Origin of the sequence: Aequorivita todarodis, from assembly GCF_028561335.1 — a bacterium.
Lineage (GTDB): Bacteria > Bacteroidota > Bacteroidia > Flavobacteriales > Flavobacteriaceae > Aequorivita > Aequorivita todarodis.
The window spans coordinates 84,561-101,877 of sequence record NZ_JAQQTG010000051.1; the positions used below are offsets into that span (position 1 = coordinate 84,561).

At 40.3% G+C, this 17,317-nt stretch carries 15 protein-coding genes and 1 tRNA gene; 11 read left to right on the forward strand and 5 right to left on the reverse strand.

Translation table 11 applies throughout. The features are described 5' to 3' along the window. Entirely contained in the window at positions 1-747 is a 747-nt protein-coding gene (locus POV26_RS14810) for a LysE family translocator (RefSeq protein WP_336375905.1), read from the forward strand. Positions 748-863: 116 nt separating this feature from the next. Here POV26_RS14810 and POV26_RS14815 read toward each other — a convergent pair. Together POV26_RS14815 and folB are read right to left on the reverse strand one after the other, a co-directional pair. Beyond that, positions 864-934: transfer RNA gene (locus POV26_RS14815), tRNA-Cys, on the reverse strand. A gap of 57 nt (positions 935-991) precedes the next feature. Next, positions 992-1,348: a dihydroneopterin aldolase gene (gene folB / locus POV26_RS14820; RefSeq protein WP_045080382.1), complete on the reverse strand. Its 357-nt coding sequence runs from the start codon at positions 1,346-1,348 to the stop codon at positions 992-994. 108 nt (positions 1,349-1,456) lie between these two features. Here folB and POV26_RS14825 point away from each other — a divergent pair, with 108 nt between their 5' ends. The 4 genes from POV26_RS14825 (at position 1,457) to POV26_RS14840 (ending at position 4,395) form a co-directional block, all read left to right on the forward strand. Continuing rightward, the gene (locus POV26_RS14825; RefSeq protein WP_272857243.1) at positions 1,457-3,136 is read left to right on the forward strand and encodes a glutamine--tRNA ligase/YqeY domain fusion protein; all 1,680 of its coding nucleotides are present in this window, start codon (positions 1,457-1,459) and stop codon (positions 3,134-3,136) included. A 167-nt stretch (positions 3,137-3,303) separates the two neighbouring features. After that, positions 3,304-3,681 (forward strand): YtxH domain-containing protein, encoded by a 378-nt coding sequence (locus POV26_RS14830; protein ID WP_272857244.1) that lies wholly within the window; start codon positions 3,304-3,306, stop codon positions 3,679-3,681. 1 nt (position 3,682) lies between these two features. Further along, positions 3,683-4,129 carry a hypothetical protein gene (locus tag POV26_RS14835; RefSeq protein ID WP_272857245.1) on the forward strand — a complete coding sequence of 149 codons (447 nt, stop codon included), beginning with the start codon at positions 3,683-3,685 and terminating at the stop codon, positions 4,127-4,129. A 5-nt stretch (positions 4,130-4,134) separates the two neighbouring features. Next, the gene (locus POV26_RS14840; RefSeq protein WP_272857246.1) at positions 4,135-4,395 is read left to right on the forward strand and encodes a DUF6327 family protein; all 261 of its coding nucleotides are present in this window, start codon (positions 4,135-4,137) and stop codon (positions 4,393-4,395) included. An 81-nt stretch (positions 4,396-4,476) separates the two neighbouring features. Here the strand turns inward: POV26_RS14840 and POV26_RS14845 are convergent, their stop codons facing one another. Further along, positions 4,477-5,469, reverse strand: coding sequence for an SPFH domain-containing protein (locus POV26_RS14845; protein ID WP_272857247.1), 993 nt, complete (start codon positions 5,467-5,469; stop codon positions 4,477-4,479). Positions 5,470-5,551: 82 nt separating this feature from the next. Here POV26_RS14845 and POV26_RS14850 point away from each other — a divergent pair, with 82 nt between their 5' ends. Continuing rightward, complete coding sequence (locus POV26_RS14850) at positions 5,552-6,211, forward strand: outer membrane beta-barrel protein (protein ID WP_272857248.1); 660 nt, start codon at positions 5,552-5,554, stop codon at positions 6,209-6,211. Here the strand turns inward: POV26_RS14850 and gltX are convergent. Beyond that, positions 6,208-7,746, reverse strand: coding sequence for a glutamate--tRNA ligase (gltX, locus tag POV26_RS14855; protein WP_272857249.1), 1,539 nt, complete (start codon positions 7,744-7,746; stop codon positions 6,208-6,210). The genes POV26_RS14850 and gltX overlap by 4 nt on opposite strands. Positions 7,747-7,908: 162 nt before the next feature. Here gltX and POV26_RS14860 point away from each other — a divergent pair, with 162 nt between their 5' ends. The 4 genes from POV26_RS14860 (at position 7,909) to POV26_RS14875 (ending at position 14,606) form a co-directional block, all read left to right on the forward strand. Continuing rightward, entirely contained in the window at positions 7,909-11,286 is a 3,378-nt protein-coding gene (locus POV26_RS14860) for a DUF4175 family protein (RefSeq protein ID WP_272857250.1), read from the forward strand. Continuing rightward, the gene (ybeY, locus tag POV26_RS14865; RefSeq protein WP_272857251.1) at positions 11,279-11,695 is read left to right on the forward strand and encodes an rRNA maturation RNase YbeY; all 417 of its coding nucleotides are present in this window, start codon (positions 11,279-11,281) and stop codon (positions 11,693-11,695) included. Before POV26_RS14860 ends, ybeY begins: the two co-directional genes overlap by 8 nt. Before the next feature lie 114 nt (positions 11,696-11,809). Further along, entirely contained in the window at positions 11,810-13,681 is a 1,872-nt protein-coding gene (gene mnmG, locus POV26_RS14870) for a tRNA uridine-5-carboxymethylaminomethyl(34) synthesis enzyme MnmG (protein WP_272857252.1), read from the forward strand. A 79-nt stretch (positions 13,682-13,760) separates the two neighbouring features. Continuing rightward, positions 13,761-14,606, forward strand: coding sequence for a class I SAM-dependent methyltransferase (locus tag POV26_RS14875; RefSeq protein ID WP_272857253.1), 846 nt, complete (start codon positions 13,761-13,763; stop codon positions 14,604-14,606). A gap of 142 nt (positions 14,607-14,748) precedes the next feature. Here POV26_RS14875 and POV26_RS14880 read toward each other — a convergent pair whose 3' ends face one another. Then, positions 14,749-15,903: a DNA polymerase III subunit gene (locus POV26_RS14880; protein WP_272857254.1), complete on the reverse strand. Its 1,155-nt coding sequence runs from the start codon at positions 15,901-15,903 to the stop codon at positions 14,749-14,751. Between the two features lie 149 nt (positions 15,904-16,052). Here POV26_RS14880 and POV26_RS14885 point away from each other — a divergent pair, with 149 nt between their 5' ends. Continuing rightward, complete coding sequence (locus tag POV26_RS14885; protein ID WP_272857255.1) at positions 16,053-17,237, forward strand: phosphoglycerate kinase; 1,185 nt, start codon at positions 16,053-16,055, stop codon at positions 17,235-17,237. Positions 17,238-17,317: the final 80 nt, after the last annotated feature.

The following is a 17,317-nucleotide window of genomic DNA, read 5'->3' on the forward strand; positions in this document are numbered from 1 at the left end:
GTGGGTAAAAGTAATTTGTATTTTTACCCTACTATGTTTGACGGTTTACTCTACGCAGCATTTTACGGTTTTCTATTGGCCTTTGCCGTGGGTCCCGTCTTTTTCACATTGATCGAGACCGCCATTACCAAAGGCATAAGAGCGGCTATATTCTTCGATCTCGGCGCGCTGTTCGCCGATGTAATTTTTATACTGATTGCTTTTTTCAGCACCAACAGAATTTTAGAAAAGGTAAAACACGATCCGGGTCTGCTCATTTTTGGAGGTGCCATTCTCATCGCTTACGGTATCATTTCATACATACGCACCAACAAATCAATTTTTAAAATTGTAAGGGAGCATTACGCCGTAAAAGTGAAAAAGAACCTCGGCGGATTATTTCTGAAAGGTTTCCTTTTAAATTTTGTAAACTTCGGCGTTTTGGCTGGCTGGATTGGCACTTTGATTATGGCAAACGCGCTCACTACTTCAGATAACGGTGTTTTTCTTTTTATTTCCACCGTATTGGCAACTTTTTTTCTTACCGATCTTTTAAAAATGCTCTTGGCGAAAAAACTTAAAAACAAAATGACCCCACGATTTATTTTCAGGACCAAGAAGTGGGTAAGCATTTTAATATTGGCCTTTGGTGTTTTATTGCTGATCCAAGGTATTTTTCCAAAGGGTGTGGAAGCAGGGCTGGAGAAAATTCCCGGGCAAAAACATCCGGTAGAAAGGCCGATTCCGCCGGTTGAGGAACCTTTATAAAAGTACTGTAAAATTTGGAAGCCTTTGAATCACTATTTAATATGAAAGCTTCGGAAGAACCGTTTTGAATTTTTTTAAAAATAAAAAACCCTCAACATAAAGTTGAAGGTTTTAAGAGGCATCGAGCGGATTCGAACCGCTGTAGCAGCTTTTGCAGAGCTGAGCCTAGCCACTCGGCCACGATGCCCTATTAGGCTTGCAAATGTAAAAAAATTAAACTTAAAAATCCTATTTAAAAAGCAAATTACCTTTTCCTTTTCATCGTCACGCTCACTTCTGCCACATCGCCCCCAATGGGTGGATTCCTTTTGGCTACGGTAACTTTCACTTCGTTCACCATTTCAACTTTTAATAAAATGGAGTCGATAATGCGCTTTGCCACGTGTTCCAAAAGCTTGGCTCGCACCGCCATTTCTTCCCTCACAATTTTTTGAAGCATCACGTAATCCACGGTATCGGCAAGTTCGTCGGTTTCGGAGGCGTTCTTTAAATCTGCCTTTACCGAAAGGTTTACCAAATAATCGGAGCCTATCTGTCCTTCTTCAATTAAACAGCCGTGATAGGCGTAAATCTTTATATTTTTTAAGCGGATGGTTCCCATAAGAATAATTTTGACAAAGATAATAAGAGAATGTTGGGTTGGGCTCAGTGGAAACCTGTTTCTTTTTCAGTTAATTGGTTACCTTTGCACTTCATAAAAAATATGTATATGGGTAACGAAGCCGCGCCGCTGAATTTTATAGAACACATTATTGAAGAAGACCTTACCAAGGGCTATACAAAGGAACAATTGTGTTTCCGTTTTCCGCCGGAACCCAATGGCTATCTTCACATTGGCCACGCCTCTTCAATCTGTTTGAATTTCGGTTTGGGCGAGCGTTACAACGCCCCGGTAAATCTTCGTTTTGATGATACCAACCCTGCAAAGGAAGAACAGGAATTTGTGGACGCCATAAAGCGCGACATTTCCTGGTTGGGCTATGAATGGGCTACCGAATGCTATGCCTCTGATTATTTTCAGCAATTGTATGATTGGGCGGTTCAACTGGTAAAGGATGGAAAAGCGTATGTAGATTCCCAAACTTCGGAAGCTATTGCGGAACAAAAGGGAACGCCGAATACGCCCGGAAAGCCAAGCCCGTTCAGAAACCGTTCCGTTGAAGAGAATTTGGATTTGTTCGAAAAAATGAAAAACGGTGAAACCAAGGAAGGCGAGCACGTGCTCCGTGCCAAAATAAATATGGAATCGCCGAACATGTTGATGCGCGACCCGGTGATGTACCGAACCATCAACAAGCACCACCACCGCACGGGAACCGATTGGAAAATCTTCCCCATGTACGATTGGACCCACGGCGAAAGCGATTATATTGAGCAAGTATCTCATTCTTTCTGTACGCTTGAATTTCTGCCGCACAGAGAGCTTTACGATTGGTTTTTGGACCAAGTAGTCGATCCCAAGAAATTGCGCCCAAAACAGCGCGAATTTGCCCGTAGAAATTTAAGTCACACGGTTGTCAGCAAACGAAAACTTGCGCAGTTGGTAAGCAGTGGCGTTGTTACAGGATGGGACGACCCGCGAATGCCCACCATTTCCGGGCTGCGCCGAAGAGGTTATACGCCGGATTCCATTAAAAATTTTGCCGACAGTATTGGCGTTGGAAAACGTGAAAATTTGATAGATGTGTCGCATTTAGAATTCAACGTTCGTGAAGATCTCAACAAAAAAGCGCCGCGCATCATGGTGGTTTTGGATCCCGTGAAGTTGATAATAGACAATTATCCCGAAGGAAAAACAGAATGGCTTGAAGCCGAAAACAATCCAGAGGATGAAACTGCCGGAAGTCGCCAAGTACCCTTTGCAAAAGAACTTTTAATTGAAAGGGATGATTTTCTTGAGGAAGCAAACCGTAAGTTTTTTAGATTGACTCTTGGAAAAGAGGTGCGTTTAAAGAATGCCTATATCATTAAGGGCGAAAGTGTAGTAAAAGATTCCGAAGGAAACATTATCCAAATACACTGCACCTACGATCCCGAAAGTAAGAGTGGCAGCGGTTCCGAAGCATCCTTACGAAAAGTAAAGGGTACGCTCCATTGGGTTTCTGCTGAACACGCCTTGCCAGTTGAAGTGCGTTTGTACGATCGCCTTTTCACCGAAGCCTCGCCCGATACCCACAAAGAGAAAGATTTTATGGAATTCATAAATCCAGACTCTTTGCAGGTAATAACCGGGTATGCAGAGCCAAGTGTGAAAGACTCCAACCCCGAAGATAAATTCCAGTTTCAGCGTTTGGGATATTTTGTGGTTGATAGGGATTCGACTTCTGAAAAATTGGTTTTCAACCGTACCGTTCCCTTGCGTGACTCTTGGGCCAAATTGGCGGAATAATTAACATAAATAGCCAGAAATATTTGTTTTTTTAAGAGAAATTGGCAATAATTTCTTCTTTTTATGACAAATTTATGGATTGAAAATTAACTATTAACCGGTTGTTAACAGCAAACCAAAGAGCCGTTGTCTATCTTTGAAATTATTAACTAATAAAACAAAAAACAATGGCATCAAATACAGGTCAAACCCTTATCGCATTATTAACCGGAGCCGCAATTGGAGCGGGATTGGGAATACTTTATGCACCGGACAAAGGTTCAAAAACAAGAGATAAACTTAGCAAAGAAGCTAAGAAAGCCCAAAAAAAATTGAACAAGCAAATTAAAGAAACTAGCCACACATTAAGCGAAAAAGCACAGCAAGCTAAGTATAGCTTTGAGCAAAAACTGAATGAAACTTTATCCTCAGCAAGCTATAAAGCTGACGATATTTTGTTGGCAATGGAAGACAAATTGGAAGCTTTAAGAAAACAAAACGCAAAACTTCAAATTGATTCCAAAGTGGACAAAGCAAAAGCAACTGCCAAAAAAGTAACTGCATAATATGGCATTTAAAGGCCTAACGGACAGCCTGCACAAGGTTACGGACAGAATAGAAGATTATAGTTTGAGCATGGCGGAGTACTACAAACTCCGCCTGTTTAAATCTGTAATGAAAGGGAGTATTTCCCTTGTAAACCTTTTGGTTTATGGAAGTCTGTTTCTCTTTGTACTTCTTTTTCTGTCGCTTGGCGCAGCATTTTGGCTGGCCTCTTTTTTTGAAAACGTTTACGCTGGCTTTTTGTTGATTGGCGCTTTTTATGGAATTATTTTAATCTTCATGTTTATCTTCGGAAGAAAAATTATAGAGCGGAAAATGCTCCACAAATTCTCCGGCGTATTATATGATGACGATGATTTGGATCCCAAAACGTTAGTGGAGGAGGAGATAGGAGAGTACGAACAAACCATTAAGGAGGAGGCTTTACAGAAAGCAGATATTTCAAAATAACATTTATGAAGCGATATACTACTTTTGAAGAAATAGACCGCGATTTGAAATACCTTCGGCTTAAATCGCAGATTGACCTGGAAGAAGTAAAACTGGGCATTCACCAAAGCAAGGAAACCATTAGTGAAACTTTTTCCCCAATAAATTTGATTGCAAGCACGGTAGCTTCTATTGTAAAAAAAGCTTTCGTTTTAAAGGTAGTGGACAAACTTATTGGCATAAAACCAGTGAAGAAAAAAGAATACGAAGATGATGAGCATTTATAAATCTTGCTTAAACTTCGATTGATTGGAAAACAAAGCCCCCCTAAATTTTAGGAGGGCTTCGTTTTTATGGGTGCTTAGTTGCTAATAATTCAAATCTTCTCCTTCCTCCGGTCTTGGCGGTGCTTGGCGTTTTGGTCGTTTTTTAGGCACAATTCCTTTTTCAATGTTTTGTTTTTTCATCTCTTCCCCAATTTGGTTGCTCGCCACGAAGGAGGCAATCATATTGTTTAGCATGTCGCTACCGGCCTGTGGCGAATTCGGTAAAAGAATAAGGTTCGTATTCGTTGCCTCACCAATGGATTGCAGCGTATCGTAATGTTGCGTAACCACAATCAATGCCGATGCTTCTTGACTATTGATGCCCACGTTGTTCAGCACATCCACACTTTCTTCCAAACCGCGTGCAATTTCACGGCGCTGGTCGGCAATACCCTGCCCCTGTAAACGCTTGCTCTCTGCCTCTGCACGGGCTTTTGCCACAATTTTTATACGCTCGGCTTCGGCTTCAAACTCAGCGGCTACTTTTTCACGCTCGGCTGCGTTTATACGGTTCATTGCTGCTTTTACCTGTATGTCCGGGTCAATATCTGTAACCAGCGTTTTGATGATATCGTAACCATAGGTGCTCATCGCTTCGTTCAATTCAGCTTTTACGGCTATTGCCACGTCGTCTTTTCTTTCAAAAACATCATCGAGTTTCATTTTTGGGACTTCGGCGCGAACTACGTCAAAAACGTAGGAAGTGATTTGGTCGTGTGGGTTTTGAAGCTTATAAAAAGCGTCATAAACCTTCTGCTGTAGTACCTGAAACTGTACCGAAATTTTCAACCGGACAAAAACATCGTCCTTCGTTTTGGTTTCAACAATTACATCCAACTGTTGGATTTTCAAATTGATACGTCCCGCAATCCGATCGATCAACGGAATTTTTAACTGCAATCCCGAATGTCTTATACTTTGGAACTTTCCGAAGCGTTCTACTATTGCGGCAGTTTGCTGTTTTACGGTAAAAAATCCTGCCAATAGAATAAAAAAGCCAACAATCAGCAGCGGTACAAAAATAAACCCTCCCATAATTTTTAATTATTAATGATTAAACGTTGTGGAAGATACAAAAAATAAAACCTATTTTCACGCCCTCAAAATATCCCCGACTATGAATTTTAAACAACTAATTTTTATTTTCTTTTGTCTTTTCTTTTTTCAGAAAGCCTTTGCCCAGCGCAACTATGAAGGCTATAATTTTCTGGGAATTCACGGCGGAATATCTTTCTTCGACATTCAGACAGATGATTTGGTAACCCAGCAGAAAGAGGGTTTCATAGCGGGTTTTACTACTCGTGGCGGTTTTAGAAATGATTTTGATTTAATATATGGAATTAGTTTCCAAAGCGAGTCCGTTGGGGTGGAAGGAAGTAGCCCCTTGGGAACGGATACCCAAAATATTGGGTACACCATTCAGGGAGCGCAAATCAATTTCATGGGAAGTTATAACATTGTCATGAAGCATTTGAGCGTTGAATTTGGCCCAGTTTTCAGCATAAATGGAAAAATGAAACTTGACAGGGGCGAATATGAAAATTATGTTTTAACAGGCTATAATACACTTACGGCAAAGGATATTCAGGATATTTCCAGGTTCAACGTCCGGCTTGCCGCGGGTCTTACCACCGGTTTGGAGCATTTCAGAATAGGCGCACAATATCAATACGGCCTTACAAACATGTTGGGCGAATTAAATGGAAATGATCTGGAAAACGATAACTTTAAAGGCAATAGCTCCACCATTATTGTGTCAGGCGTGATTTACTTTTAGCCAATAAAATCAATCGCTTTTTCAATTCGGGAAACGCTTTCCTCTTTTCCTAAAATTGAAAGAATATCAAACACTTCGGGACCTTTCATTTCTCCTACGAGCGCCAATCGGAGCGGCATCATCACTTTTCCGAAGCCTATGTTTTCTGAAGTAATCCAACCTTTCACTTGTTCCGAAAGGTTTCCTGCGGAAAATTCTTCGGAAGATTTTAAAATAGAAACCACTTTCTGAAGTAATTCCGGTGTTTCAGTTTTGAAGGCTTTTTCAGCGGCTTTTGCATCATAATTTTTTGGGGCTTCAAAAAAGAAACTTCCCTGTTCCCAAAGGTCGCTCACGAAGGTGGCGCGTTCTTTTAAAATGGAAACGATTTTTATTATTGTTTCTATTGGTGGTTGAGACAGGGCATTGCCCTGTCTCTCCACCGATAATTTTTTTAAATATCTTTCAAATTCGCTTGCCAATACTGCGTCATCAATCTTTTGGAAATATTGGTGCTGAAACCATTTGGTTTTGTCGGGGTCGAATTTTGCCCCTGCCTTGTTGACTCTTTCCAACTCAAAAGCATCAACCAATTCCTCCAGGCTGAAAATTTCCTGCTCCGTTCCGGGGTTCCAGCCTAAAAAAGCGAGCATATTTAAAACAGCCTCGGGCAAATAGCCGTCTTCGCGATAACCTGAAAACACATCTCCTTCCGCGGTTTTCCATTCCAAAGGAAATACCGGGAAACCCATTTTATCACCATCGCGTTTGCTGAGTTTTCCATTGCCAGTTGGTTTCAAAATCAACGGTAAATGCGCAAATTGTGGCGCCTCCCAGCCAAAAGCGCGATACAACAAAACGTGAAGCGCTAAAGATGGCAACCATTCTTCACCACGGATCACGTGGGTAATTTTCATTAAATGGTCGTCCACAATATTTGCCAAATGGTAGGTTGGCATTTCATCGCTTTTGAAGAGAACCTTATCGTCGAGAATGCTTGTTTCCACCTGCATCTCGCCGCGGATTATATCGTTTAAATGAAGCGTTTCATCTTCGGGCGATTTAAAACGGATTACGTATTCTTCGCCATTTGCTATTTTCTGCTGGGTTTCTTCCGAAGAAAAAACCAACGAATTTTTCAGTTTTAAACGGTTGTGCCAATTGTAAATAAAGGTTTTTCCTTTTGCCTCGTGGTCTTTTCGGTGCGCGTCAAGTTCTTCGGAAGTATCAAACGCGTAATACGCATTTCCCGAATCTATCAACGCATCGGCGTATTGTCTATATAGGTCTTTACGCTCGCTTTGGCGGTATGGGCCGCAGTCTTTTTCTTTGCCCGGACCCTCGTCGTAGGGTATATTCAGCCAATTCAAAGCTTCAATAATATATGCCTCGGCGCCTTCCACATATCGGTTTTGGTCGGTATCCTCTATTCGCAGTAGAAAATCGCCGCCGTGTTTTTTTGCGAATAGATAATTGAACAAAGCAGTGCGAACACCGCCGATATGTAGTGGTCCAGTTGGACTTGGGGCAAAACGAACCCGAACTTTTTGAGACATAATCTGCATTCTTTTTATGAATTGGCAAAGGTACAATTTAGAAGCCGCATTCTAAAGTTATTGCACAGGGTGGTTTTTTCCTTTTTTGGAGCAATCTTTGTGGCGTGGTTAGCACAAAATATTATTGTATTTTAGAAGTTTTGAATACACGGGAAAAAAATTATGAGCACTTTTAACATCATCCAGCAAAAACTGGAGGAATTTATCAAGAAATACTACACCAATGAGCTTATAAAAGGAGCTATCCTTTTCTTCGCCATTGGGCTGCTGTATTTGTTGATAACGCTGCTCGTTGAATATTTCCTTTGGCTCAATCCGTTGGGAAGGCGAGTGCTGTTTTGGGCGTTTGTAATCGTGGAACTGGGCTTGTTTGTTCGGTTTATCGCTTTTCCGCTTGCCAAACTTTTCAAACTTCAAAAGGGAATTAATTATGAAGAAGCTTCAAAAATCATTGGCAACCATTTTCCGCAGGTAAACGATAAATTGCTCAACGTAATCCAGCTAAACCAAAACCGGCGCGAGAGCGAATTGCTGGCAGCAAGCATTGACCAAAAAGCTACCGAACTGCAGCCAGTACCTTTCAAAAGTGCCGTAAATTTTAAAAAGAACGCAAAATATTTAAAATACGCGGCCATTCCGGTATTGATATTTTTATTGTTTAGCGCTTTGGGCGGAATGGATATTTTTTCGAGCAGCTATAAACGTGTGGTACATTACGACACTGCCTTTGAGCCGCCCGCACCCTTCACTTTTATTGTGATGAACGACGATTTGAATGCAGTAGAAAACAAACCCTTCAATTTAAAAATTAGAACCGAAGGCACTGCGATTCCCGAAAATGCAAGCATCAATTACAACGCTGAAACCTATTATATGCAGCAGACCGCGCCAGGTTTGTTTGAATATACGTTTCAACAACCTATGGAATCTATCGATTTCAGCTTAAAGGCAAATAAAGTGACTTCCCGGGAATATACCTTGGATGTTGTAAAAACCCCTTCATTGCTCAATTTTGAAATGATTTTGGATTATCCTTCCTATACGGGGAAAAGAGATGAAACCCTTAAAAGTACCGGAAATGCTACCATTCCCGAAGGAACGCGGGTAAAATGGAATGTCGCTACTAAAAATACAGAGGCAGTTACTCTAAAAACCACCGATACTTCCTTTTCATTCGATGCAAAAGGTGAAAACTTTAATTTTGAAAAAGGAATTTATGACAAACTTGATTACGCCATTACCACTTCTAACGAAAAACTGAAGGATTATGAAAACCTTGCCTTCACGCTGAATGTAGTAAAGGATCAATTCCCCGAAATTGAGGTGCAATCAAAGCAGGACAGTACAAATACGCAACGGATTTTCTTTTTGGGCCAGATTTCGGACGATTACGGGCTTACAAAACTTCGGCTGGTCTATTTTCCCGAAGGCGATGAAAAGCAGGCTAAAACACAGGCTTTACCATTGAATAAGACCAATTTTGATCAATTCACTTATACTTTTCCCGGGAACCTTCCATTGGATGAAGGCGTAGCTTATGAATATTATTTTGAGGTTTTTGATAACGATACCATTCACAATTATAAATCCTCGAAGTCTGGAATTTATTCTTTCAGAAAATTAACGAAGAATGAATTAGAGGAAGAACAGCTTCAAAATCAGCAGGAAGCGATTAAAGGGTTGGATAAATCGTTGGAAGAATTAAAAGACCGAAAGCAAACTTTGGAAGAACTTTCGCGAACCCAAAAAGAAAAGAACGAACTTAATTACAACGACAAAAAGAAGCTCGAAAACTTCATCCAGCGCCAGCAAAAGCAGGAGGAAATGATGAAGAATTTTTCAAAGGAAATGAAAGAGGAACTCGAAAATTTCCAACCGGAAAACAAGGAGAAAGATCCTTTCAAGGAAGATCTTCAAAAAAGATTGGAAGAAAATGAGGAACAACTTAAGAAGAATGAAAAATTGTTGGATGAACTTGAGAAGTTGCAGGACAAAATTCAAAAGGAGGAATTGACCGAGAAGCTTGAAAAGCTTTCAAAACAGAACAAGAACCAAGAGAAAAATCTTGAGCAATTGCTAGAGTTGACCAAAAGATATTACGTTGAAAAGAAAGCCGAAAAACTTGCCGAGGAACTTTATGATCTTGGCGAAGAGCAAGAAAAGTTAGCTGATAAACCTGATGATGAAAACACAAAGGAGGCCCAAGAGGAGCTAAACGAAAAGTTTGAAGAATATAAAAAGCAGATGGGAGAGCTTCAGAAGGAGAACCAAGGTTTAAAGAAGCCCTTGGACATTCCCGAAGATAAACCGGCCGAGCAACAGATTGATGAGGAACAGCAAAAAGCTACCGATAAACTTGGGGAACAAAAGCCGAACGAGGCTGGTAAAAACCAAAAGAAAGCTGGACAGAAAATGAAACAGATGAGCAAAGGTATGCAAATGCAGATGCAGGCTGGACAAATGGAAACCATAGAGGAAGATGTAAAAATGCTACGTCAGATTGTGGATAATTTGGTTGTTTTTTCTTTTCAACAAGAGGATTTGATGGAAGCTTTCAAAAAAATTGAATACGGCAATCCTATATTCGGAAAGAAATTGAATATTCAAAACGACCTTAAAATAAATTTTGAACATATAGACGACAGTATATTTGCGCTATCGCTTCGTCAACCAATGATCGGGTCCCAAATAAATACCTCTCTTACTGAAATCCAATATAATATTGACAAATCATTGGAGCGATTGGCGCAAAATGAAACAAGACAAGGCATTGGAAATCAACAATATACAATTACAGGGGCAAATGATTTGGCGGTCATACTAAGTGATATTTTGAGCAACATGCAAATGCAGATGCAGATGTCCATGGGTTCTGGTTCTGGTAAGGGAAATCCAATGCCGGGTTCCGGATTTCAATTGCCTGATATTATTCAAAAACAGGAAGGCCTTGGCGAAAAGATGAAAGAAGGAATGGAGAAAGGAAAAAACGGAAAAAAAGGTAAAGAAAAAGGCGAGGGTGAAGGTGATGGAAGCGGTGATGGAAATGGCCAAAATGGTGAGAATGGCAGGGACGGACAGAAAGGAAATGAAAAAGGCGGGGAAAAGGATGGCCAGGGAAACAGCGAGGACATAAATGGCGAGCTATTCGAGATATACAAACAACAACAAGAGCTGCGAAATCAACTTCAGGATAGGTTGAGCAAGGAGGGTTTAAATGGAAATGGCGGAGAGATATTAAAGAAAATGGAAGGCATAGAGCAGCAGTTGCTGGACAAGGGGTTTAATCAAAATACGCTTCAGCAAATGCTCAATCTTAAATATGAATTGTTGAAACTTGACAAAGCCGATCTTGAGCAAGGAGAAGAAAGCCGAAGGGAGTCCCGAACGAATAGAAGGGATTTTCAGAACAATACACAACTTTCTCCCGAAGACATAAAAAAATACTTCAACACAACTGAAATTTTGAACCGTGAGGCCTTACCTTTGCGCCAAGATTACAAAAACAAGGTTCAGGAATATTTTAAGGAAGGTAATGATTGAGTTTAATTTTGAAACTGATTTTGAGTTAAAAAGCCGGATGAAAATCCAAAAGTGGATTTCCGAAATCATCATTTCAGAAGGATTTGAAGAGGGTGAAGTACTTTATGTTTTTTGTGATGACGAATATCTGCATAAACTGAACGTAACGTTTTTGGGCCACGATACATTAACTGATATTATCAGTTTTGACTATAAGGCCGGAAAGCAAATTAATGGCGAAATTTACATTTCCGTTGAACGTGTTGCCGAAAATTCGAAAGATTTCAAAACAAATGTCGAAGATGAATTGCATCGGGTTATGATTCATGGCATACTTCATTTTTGTGGCTATAAAGATAAGACTGTTTTAGAGGAAGATGCTATGCGTTCAAAGGAGGATGAGGCTCTTAAAAAGCTTGCCACACTTTAAAACTATAATTTCAGCTACTTAATTACCTTAAAGTTAGATATTTATTGTAATTTCGCGTCCCTAAAAAAATTTGATAAAAACAAATGTTCCACGTGGAACAATTAAAATGATTTTATGTTTCCAAAAGAGTATGATGTAATTGTGGTTGGCGCTGGTCATGCAGGTTCAGAAGCTGCAGCTGCTGCGGCAAATTTGGGCTCGAAAACCCTATTGGTTACTATGAATTTGCAAACAATTGCACAAATGAGCTGCAATCCTGCTATGGGTGGCATCGCCAAAGGACAAATTGTGCGGGAGATCGACGCGATGGGCGGTTATAGTGGTATCGTTTCTGACAAGTCGGCCATTCAGTTCAAGATGCTCAACAAATCAAAGGGGCCGGCAATGTGGAGTCCAAGGGTCCAAAGCGACCGTATGCGTTTTGCCGAAACTTGGAGGCTGATGCTTGAACAAACCCCAAGCCTTGATTTTTATCAGGAAATGATTTCTGGAATTATAGTGGAAAATGGTAAGATTAACGGTGTAAGAACTTCCCTTGGTCTGGAGATTAAAGGAAAAAGCGTTGTACTTACAAATGGCACTTTTTTAAATGGGTTGATCCATATTGGGGATAAACAATTTGGAGGAGGACGTGCTGGTGAAAAGGCTTCAACAGGAATTACCCAGGATTTAATTGATTTGGGATTTGAAGCAGGAAGAATGAAAACAGGAACTCCTCCAAGAGTTGACGGACGTTCCTTGGATTTTTCTAAAATGATAGAACAGCCGGGGGATGAAGCGCCGGAGAAATTCTCCTTTTCGGATGAAACCAAGCCCTTAATGCAACAACGGTCCTGTCATATGAGCCACACGAGCCTTACAGTTCACGATATTTTACGCGAAGGTTTTGACAGATCGCCAATGTTCAACGGTGCAATCAAGAGTATTGGCCCACGATATTGCCCCTCCATTGAAGATAAAATAAATCGTTTTGCGGATAAGGACAGGCACCAACTTTTTGTAGAGCCAGAAGGATGGGACACGGTAGAATATTATATTAATGGATTTTCAACCTCCTTGCCGGAGGATATTCAGTTTAAAGCCTTGCGTCAAGTTGCCGGTTTTGAAAACGTGAAGTTTTTTCGCCCCGGTTACGCTATTGAGTACGATTATTTTCCGCCAACGCAATTGAAACACACTTTGGAAACAAAAGTGGTCTCAGGCTTGTATTTTGCCGGACAGATCAATGGTACCACAGGCTATGAAGAAGCAGCTTCCCAAGGTTTGATGGCAGGAATAAATGCACATTTAAAAGTTCGTGAAAAGGAACCTTTTATACTTCAAAGGAATGAGGCTTATATAGGCGTGTTGATTGATGACCTTATTACCAAGGGAACGGAAGAACCCTACCGAATGTTTACTTCGCGTGCGGAATACAGAACTTTATTGCGACAAGATAATGCCGATTTTAGGTTAACGCCGAAGGCATTTGAAATTGGATTGGCAAGTGAACAGCGTATGCGTAAAATGGAAAAGAAGAAAGAAAAGGCAAGTGCTTTTGTTCAATTTTTTAAAGAAACCAGTGCAGCTCCGGAAGAAATCAACCCGATATTTCTTGCGCGTGAATCTGCCTTGGTAGATCAAAGTGACAAGATGTTCAAATTCTTTTCTCGGCCTGAAGTAACGATGGAGGATATGAAGAAGATTCCTTCGGTAAAAAAGTATATTGAGGAAAACGGTTTGGACACTGAAATGATTGAACAAGCCGAAATCCAAGTTAAGTATTCAGGGTATATTGATAAGGAAAAGAACAATGCAGACAAATTAAATAGGCTGGAAGGTTTAAAAATCCCCGCTTCCTTTGATTATTCAAAATTAAAGTCGCTTTCCTTTGAGGCCCGTGAAAAACTCACAAAAATTAAACCCGCAACCGTTTCGCAGGCATCAAGAATAAGTGGTGTCTCACCAAATGATGTTTCGGTTCTTTTGGTGTATATGGGGCGTTAGGGCCATTGTTTCACGTGGAACACTTTCCTTCTGATCCCGGAGCTTCATTAAATCTATTTAATAAATTAAACCTTTCTGCTTGCAAAATCACGAAAAGAAATATTTATCGGTTAAGGATTACTTGGTTTCCGGAGAAACGTTTGAGTTGGTACACGATACCGATTTGGATTTTCTGAAAACCTTTCCGCAGCCTAAGGCTGAAGAACTGCCTAAATATTACGAGAGCCAGGAATACATTTCGCATACTGATGAAAAGCGCGGTTTGTTTTTGAGCCTTTACCAATTGGTTAAAAAATGGTCCCTTCAAAAAAAGGCTAAATTGATTTTACAACAGCATGGGGAAGTTGGTTCTTTGTTGGATGTCGGTGCCGGTACTGGAGATTTTTTAAAAGTTGCAAAAGAAAAAGGTTGGCAGGTTCACGGAATGGAGCCAAACAAAAATGCCGCGAAATTAGCTTTGGAAAAAGGCATTGACTTGAAAGCTTCCTTAAATGATTTTGAAGGAAAGCAATTTGACGTGGTTACACTTTGGCATGTTTTGGAACACATTCCAAACTTGGAAGAAACGATTTCAAAATTGGCAGCTTTAGTGAAACCATATGGTACCTTAATTATCGCAGTTCCAAATTTCAAAAGTTTCGACGCGAAGCATTACGGAAAATTTTGGGCTGCTTTTGATGTGCCGCGCCATCTTTGGCATTTTTCAAAAGATGCTATCAAAAGGCTTTTTGCTGGAAATTTTGAACTTGAAAAAGTTGATCCAATGCTATTTGATTCTTTCTATGTGAGTTTACTTTCCGAAAAATATAAAACAGGAAACAAATTTTCGCTAAAAGCAATTTGGATAGGTTTTAAATCAAATTTAAGAGCTAAGCATACGAAAGAATATTCTTCCCATAGTTATTGTTTCAGAAAAGTGAAATAAGCTATTTTTAGCGCTTTTAAGGCAGTTAGTAGTGAAAATGGAACTTTCCCTTGGCTTTTCCAAAAGTCTTTGACAAATCAAAGTTAAAAAGCAGGGTTAAAATAGACGCAGTCTATTTTATTTAAAACAATATAAAAATTGATTATACCAATTCTGGTTTGTGAATTAGGCGGGTTAATTTTATAGAAAGATCCGTAAAAATTATTTTGGCATTCCCGTTTCGTTCAATGTGATAAGACGCATCCTCCAAAGCCGAGTTGATTTCAAAAATATTATTTTGATGCACAAAGGGCGCAAATTTTTGCAATGAAAAAGTTTTGTCCTTCGTTTCAAAAAACAAAAGTGCATCCGTTTCGTAATTTTTTAAAAGCGCTTGCCTAAACACCTCGATACAATACGATAAAAATTTCTTTTGCGTTTCGCGTCCTTGTCCGGCAAGTGCATCGCTCCAATCCAGTAGATTATTGATTGCTGTTTTGTTGCCTTTTGCCCGAAAAGCGGTGCGTACCCAACTGATAAACCATTTCTCAAAAACTTCATCCTCTCCAGTTTCTTCCAGTAATTGCAGGGCTTTGTTATAATCGCCCTGCGATCTTCGGGCCGTTTGGAGCGCCAATGGTTCTTTTATTTGCCGGGTTTTAATCAAACTTTCTGCAATATCGGCTTCAGAAAGTAGCGGAAAAGTTAGTTTTTGGCAACGGGAACGAATGGTTGTGATTATTTGCTGCTCTTTTTCGGTCAACAAAAGCAGCACGGTTTTTTCAGTGGGTTCCTCAACCAATTTAAGGATTTTGTTGGCGCACTCGCCGTTCATATTGTCCGCCATCCAAATAATCATCACTTTGTAGCCGCCCTCATAAGCTTTCAGCGATAATTTTTTCGAAATATTCTCAGCCTCAAATTTGCTTATGTTTCCTTGCTTTTTTTCGATGCCGATGCTCTGCAACCATTCAAAAAGAGAGGCATACGGATTGTTCAGGACAAAACTGCGCCATCCTTCGGCATAATTATCCGAAATGGCATTCTTTTTTACATCATCACTTGTGTTTACCGGATAGACGAAGTGCAGATCTGGATGGGCTAATTTGGCGACCTTGCTTTTGCAAGCCAAATATTCAGGACTTTCTTTTTTGTATTGGCTGCACAAAATTTCGGAAGCATAGGCGATTGCCATTGGCAACAAACCGCTGCCGTTAACCCCAGAAAATAGCTGTGCGTGCGGGATACGGCCATTTTCAATGGTTTTTGAAAGGTGCGCCTTTAAGTGTTTTTGCCCTATTACTTGTGAAAAATCCATCCGCAAATCTAAACAATTTTACGGGTTTTTTCGCGGGCGAAATCTTTTGGGGGTTTATTGGCCTGTCTTGAAAATACGATTTAATGTCTCCAAAACACGGGGCCGAATAAACATCAAAAGAAGTATATTTGCACGATAAAATTTTGAAGATGAAAACAGTAAACAATATAGATTTTAAAGGAAAAAAAGCATTGATCCGCGTAGATTTTAACGTGCCGTTGGATGACGATTTCAAAGTAACTGACGATACCCGCATTTGTGCTGCCAAACCCACTATTTTGAAAATTTTGGAAGACGGCGGCAGCTGTATTTTGATGTCGCACTTGGGAAGACCAAAAAACAGAGAAGCGGAATTTTCATTGAAGCACATCGTAAAACCGTTGTCCGATATTCTCGGGATACAAGTGAAGTTTGTTGACGACTGTATTGGCCCAAAAGTTACTGAAGCTGTGGAAAGTTTAAAATCCGGTGAAATTCTTTTACTGGAAAATCTTCGTTATTATGAAGAAGAGACTAAAGGCGACCGCCATTTTGCCGAAAAATTGTCAAAACTTGGCGATATTTATGTGAATGACGCCTTCGGAACGGCCCATCGCGCGCACGCTTCAACCGCGATTATTGCAGATTTTTTTCTGGAAAACAAATGCTTTGGCTTGCTACTTGCCTCAGAGGTTGAAAGCGTGAAAAAAGTATTGGAAACCAGCGAAAAGCCCGTTACCGCAATTATTGGCGGGGCGAAGGTTTCCTCAAAAATTACCATTATTGAAAATATACTCGATAAAATTGACCATTTGATTATTGGCGGCGGAATGGCTTTCACCTTTATAAAAGCGCAAGGCGGGAAGATAGGAAATTCGCTGGTTGAGGAAGACAAGCAAGGGCTTGCCCTTGAAATTTTGGAGGAAGCAAGAAAGAAAAACGTTGCCGTCCACTTACCCGTTGATGCTGTAATAGCCGATGCTTTTTCCGAGACGGCCAATACTCAAATTGAAACCATCAACAATATTCCAGACGGTTGGATGGGGTTAGATGTGGGTCCAAAAACCAACGAAATTTTTGCAGGAGTATTGACCGGGTCCAAAACCATTTTGTGGAACGGACCCGTAGGCGTTTTTGAAATGGAGAAGTTTGCCGAGGGAACAAAAGCTTTGGGGCAAAATATAGCTAAAGCCACCCAGAATGGCGCTTTTTCATTGGTGGGCGGCGGCGATTCCGTTGCTGCGGTACATAAATTTAATCTTACAGATAAGGTAAGTTATGTGTCCACAGGCGGAGGCGCAATGCTCGAAATGCTTGAAGGCAAAACCCTGCCTGGAATAGCAGCATTGTTGTAGAAACGTTAAATATCTGTATATTAGTCTTTTGGATTGAAAATTTGCATAATTTTGCAAAATCATTATTTTTGATAAAATTT

Coding starts and splice junctions, on each gene's coding strand:
- folB (WP_045080382.1), bottom strand. CDS start 1,348: ATGGGAACCATCCGCTTAAAAAATATAAAGATTTACGCCTATCACGGC.
- POV26_RS14825 (WP_272857243.1), top strand. CDS start 1,457: ATGGGTAACGAAGCCGCGCCGCTGAATTTTATAGAACACATTATTGAA.
- POV26_RS14830 (WP_272857244.1), top strand. CDS start 3,304: ATGGCATCAAATACAGGTCAAACCCTTATCGCATTATTAACCGGAGCC.
- POV26_RS14835 (WP_272857245.1), top strand. CDS start 3,683: ATGGCATTTAAAGGCCTAACGGACAGCCTGCACAAGGTTACGGACAGA.
- POV26_RS14840 (WP_272857246.1), top strand. CDS start 4,135: ATGAAGCGATATACTACTTTTGAAGAAATAGACCGCGATTTGAAATAC.
- POV26_RS14845 (WP_272857247.1), bottom strand. CDS start 5,469: ATGGGAGGGTTTATTTTTGTACCGCTGCTGATTGTTGGCTTTTTTATT.
- POV26_RS14850 (WP_272857248.1), top strand. CDS start 5,552: ATGAATTTTAAACAACTAATTTTTATTTTCTTTTGTCTTTTCTTTTTT.
- gltX (WP_272857249.1), bottom strand. CDS start 7,746: ATGTCTCAAAAAGTTCGGGTTCGTTTTGCCCCAAGTCCAACTGGACCA.
- POV26_RS14860 (WP_272857250.1), top strand. CDS start 7,909: ATGAGCACTTTTAACATCATCCAGCAAAAACTGGAGGAATTTATCAAG.
- ybeY (WP_272857251.1), top strand. CDS start 11,279: ATGATTGAGTTTAATTTTGAAACTGATTTTGAGTTAAAAAGCCGGATG.
- mnmG (WP_272857252.1), top strand. CDS start 11,810: ATGTTTCCAAAAGAGTATGATGTAATTGTGGTTGGCGCTGGTCATGCA.
- POV26_RS14880 (WP_272857254.1), bottom strand. CDS start 15,903: ATGGATTTTTCACAAGTAATAGGGCAAAAACACTTAAAGGCGCACCTT.
- POV26_RS14885 (WP_272857255.1), top strand. CDS start 16,053: ATGAAAACAGTAAACAATATAGATTTTAAAGGAAAAAAAGCATTGATC.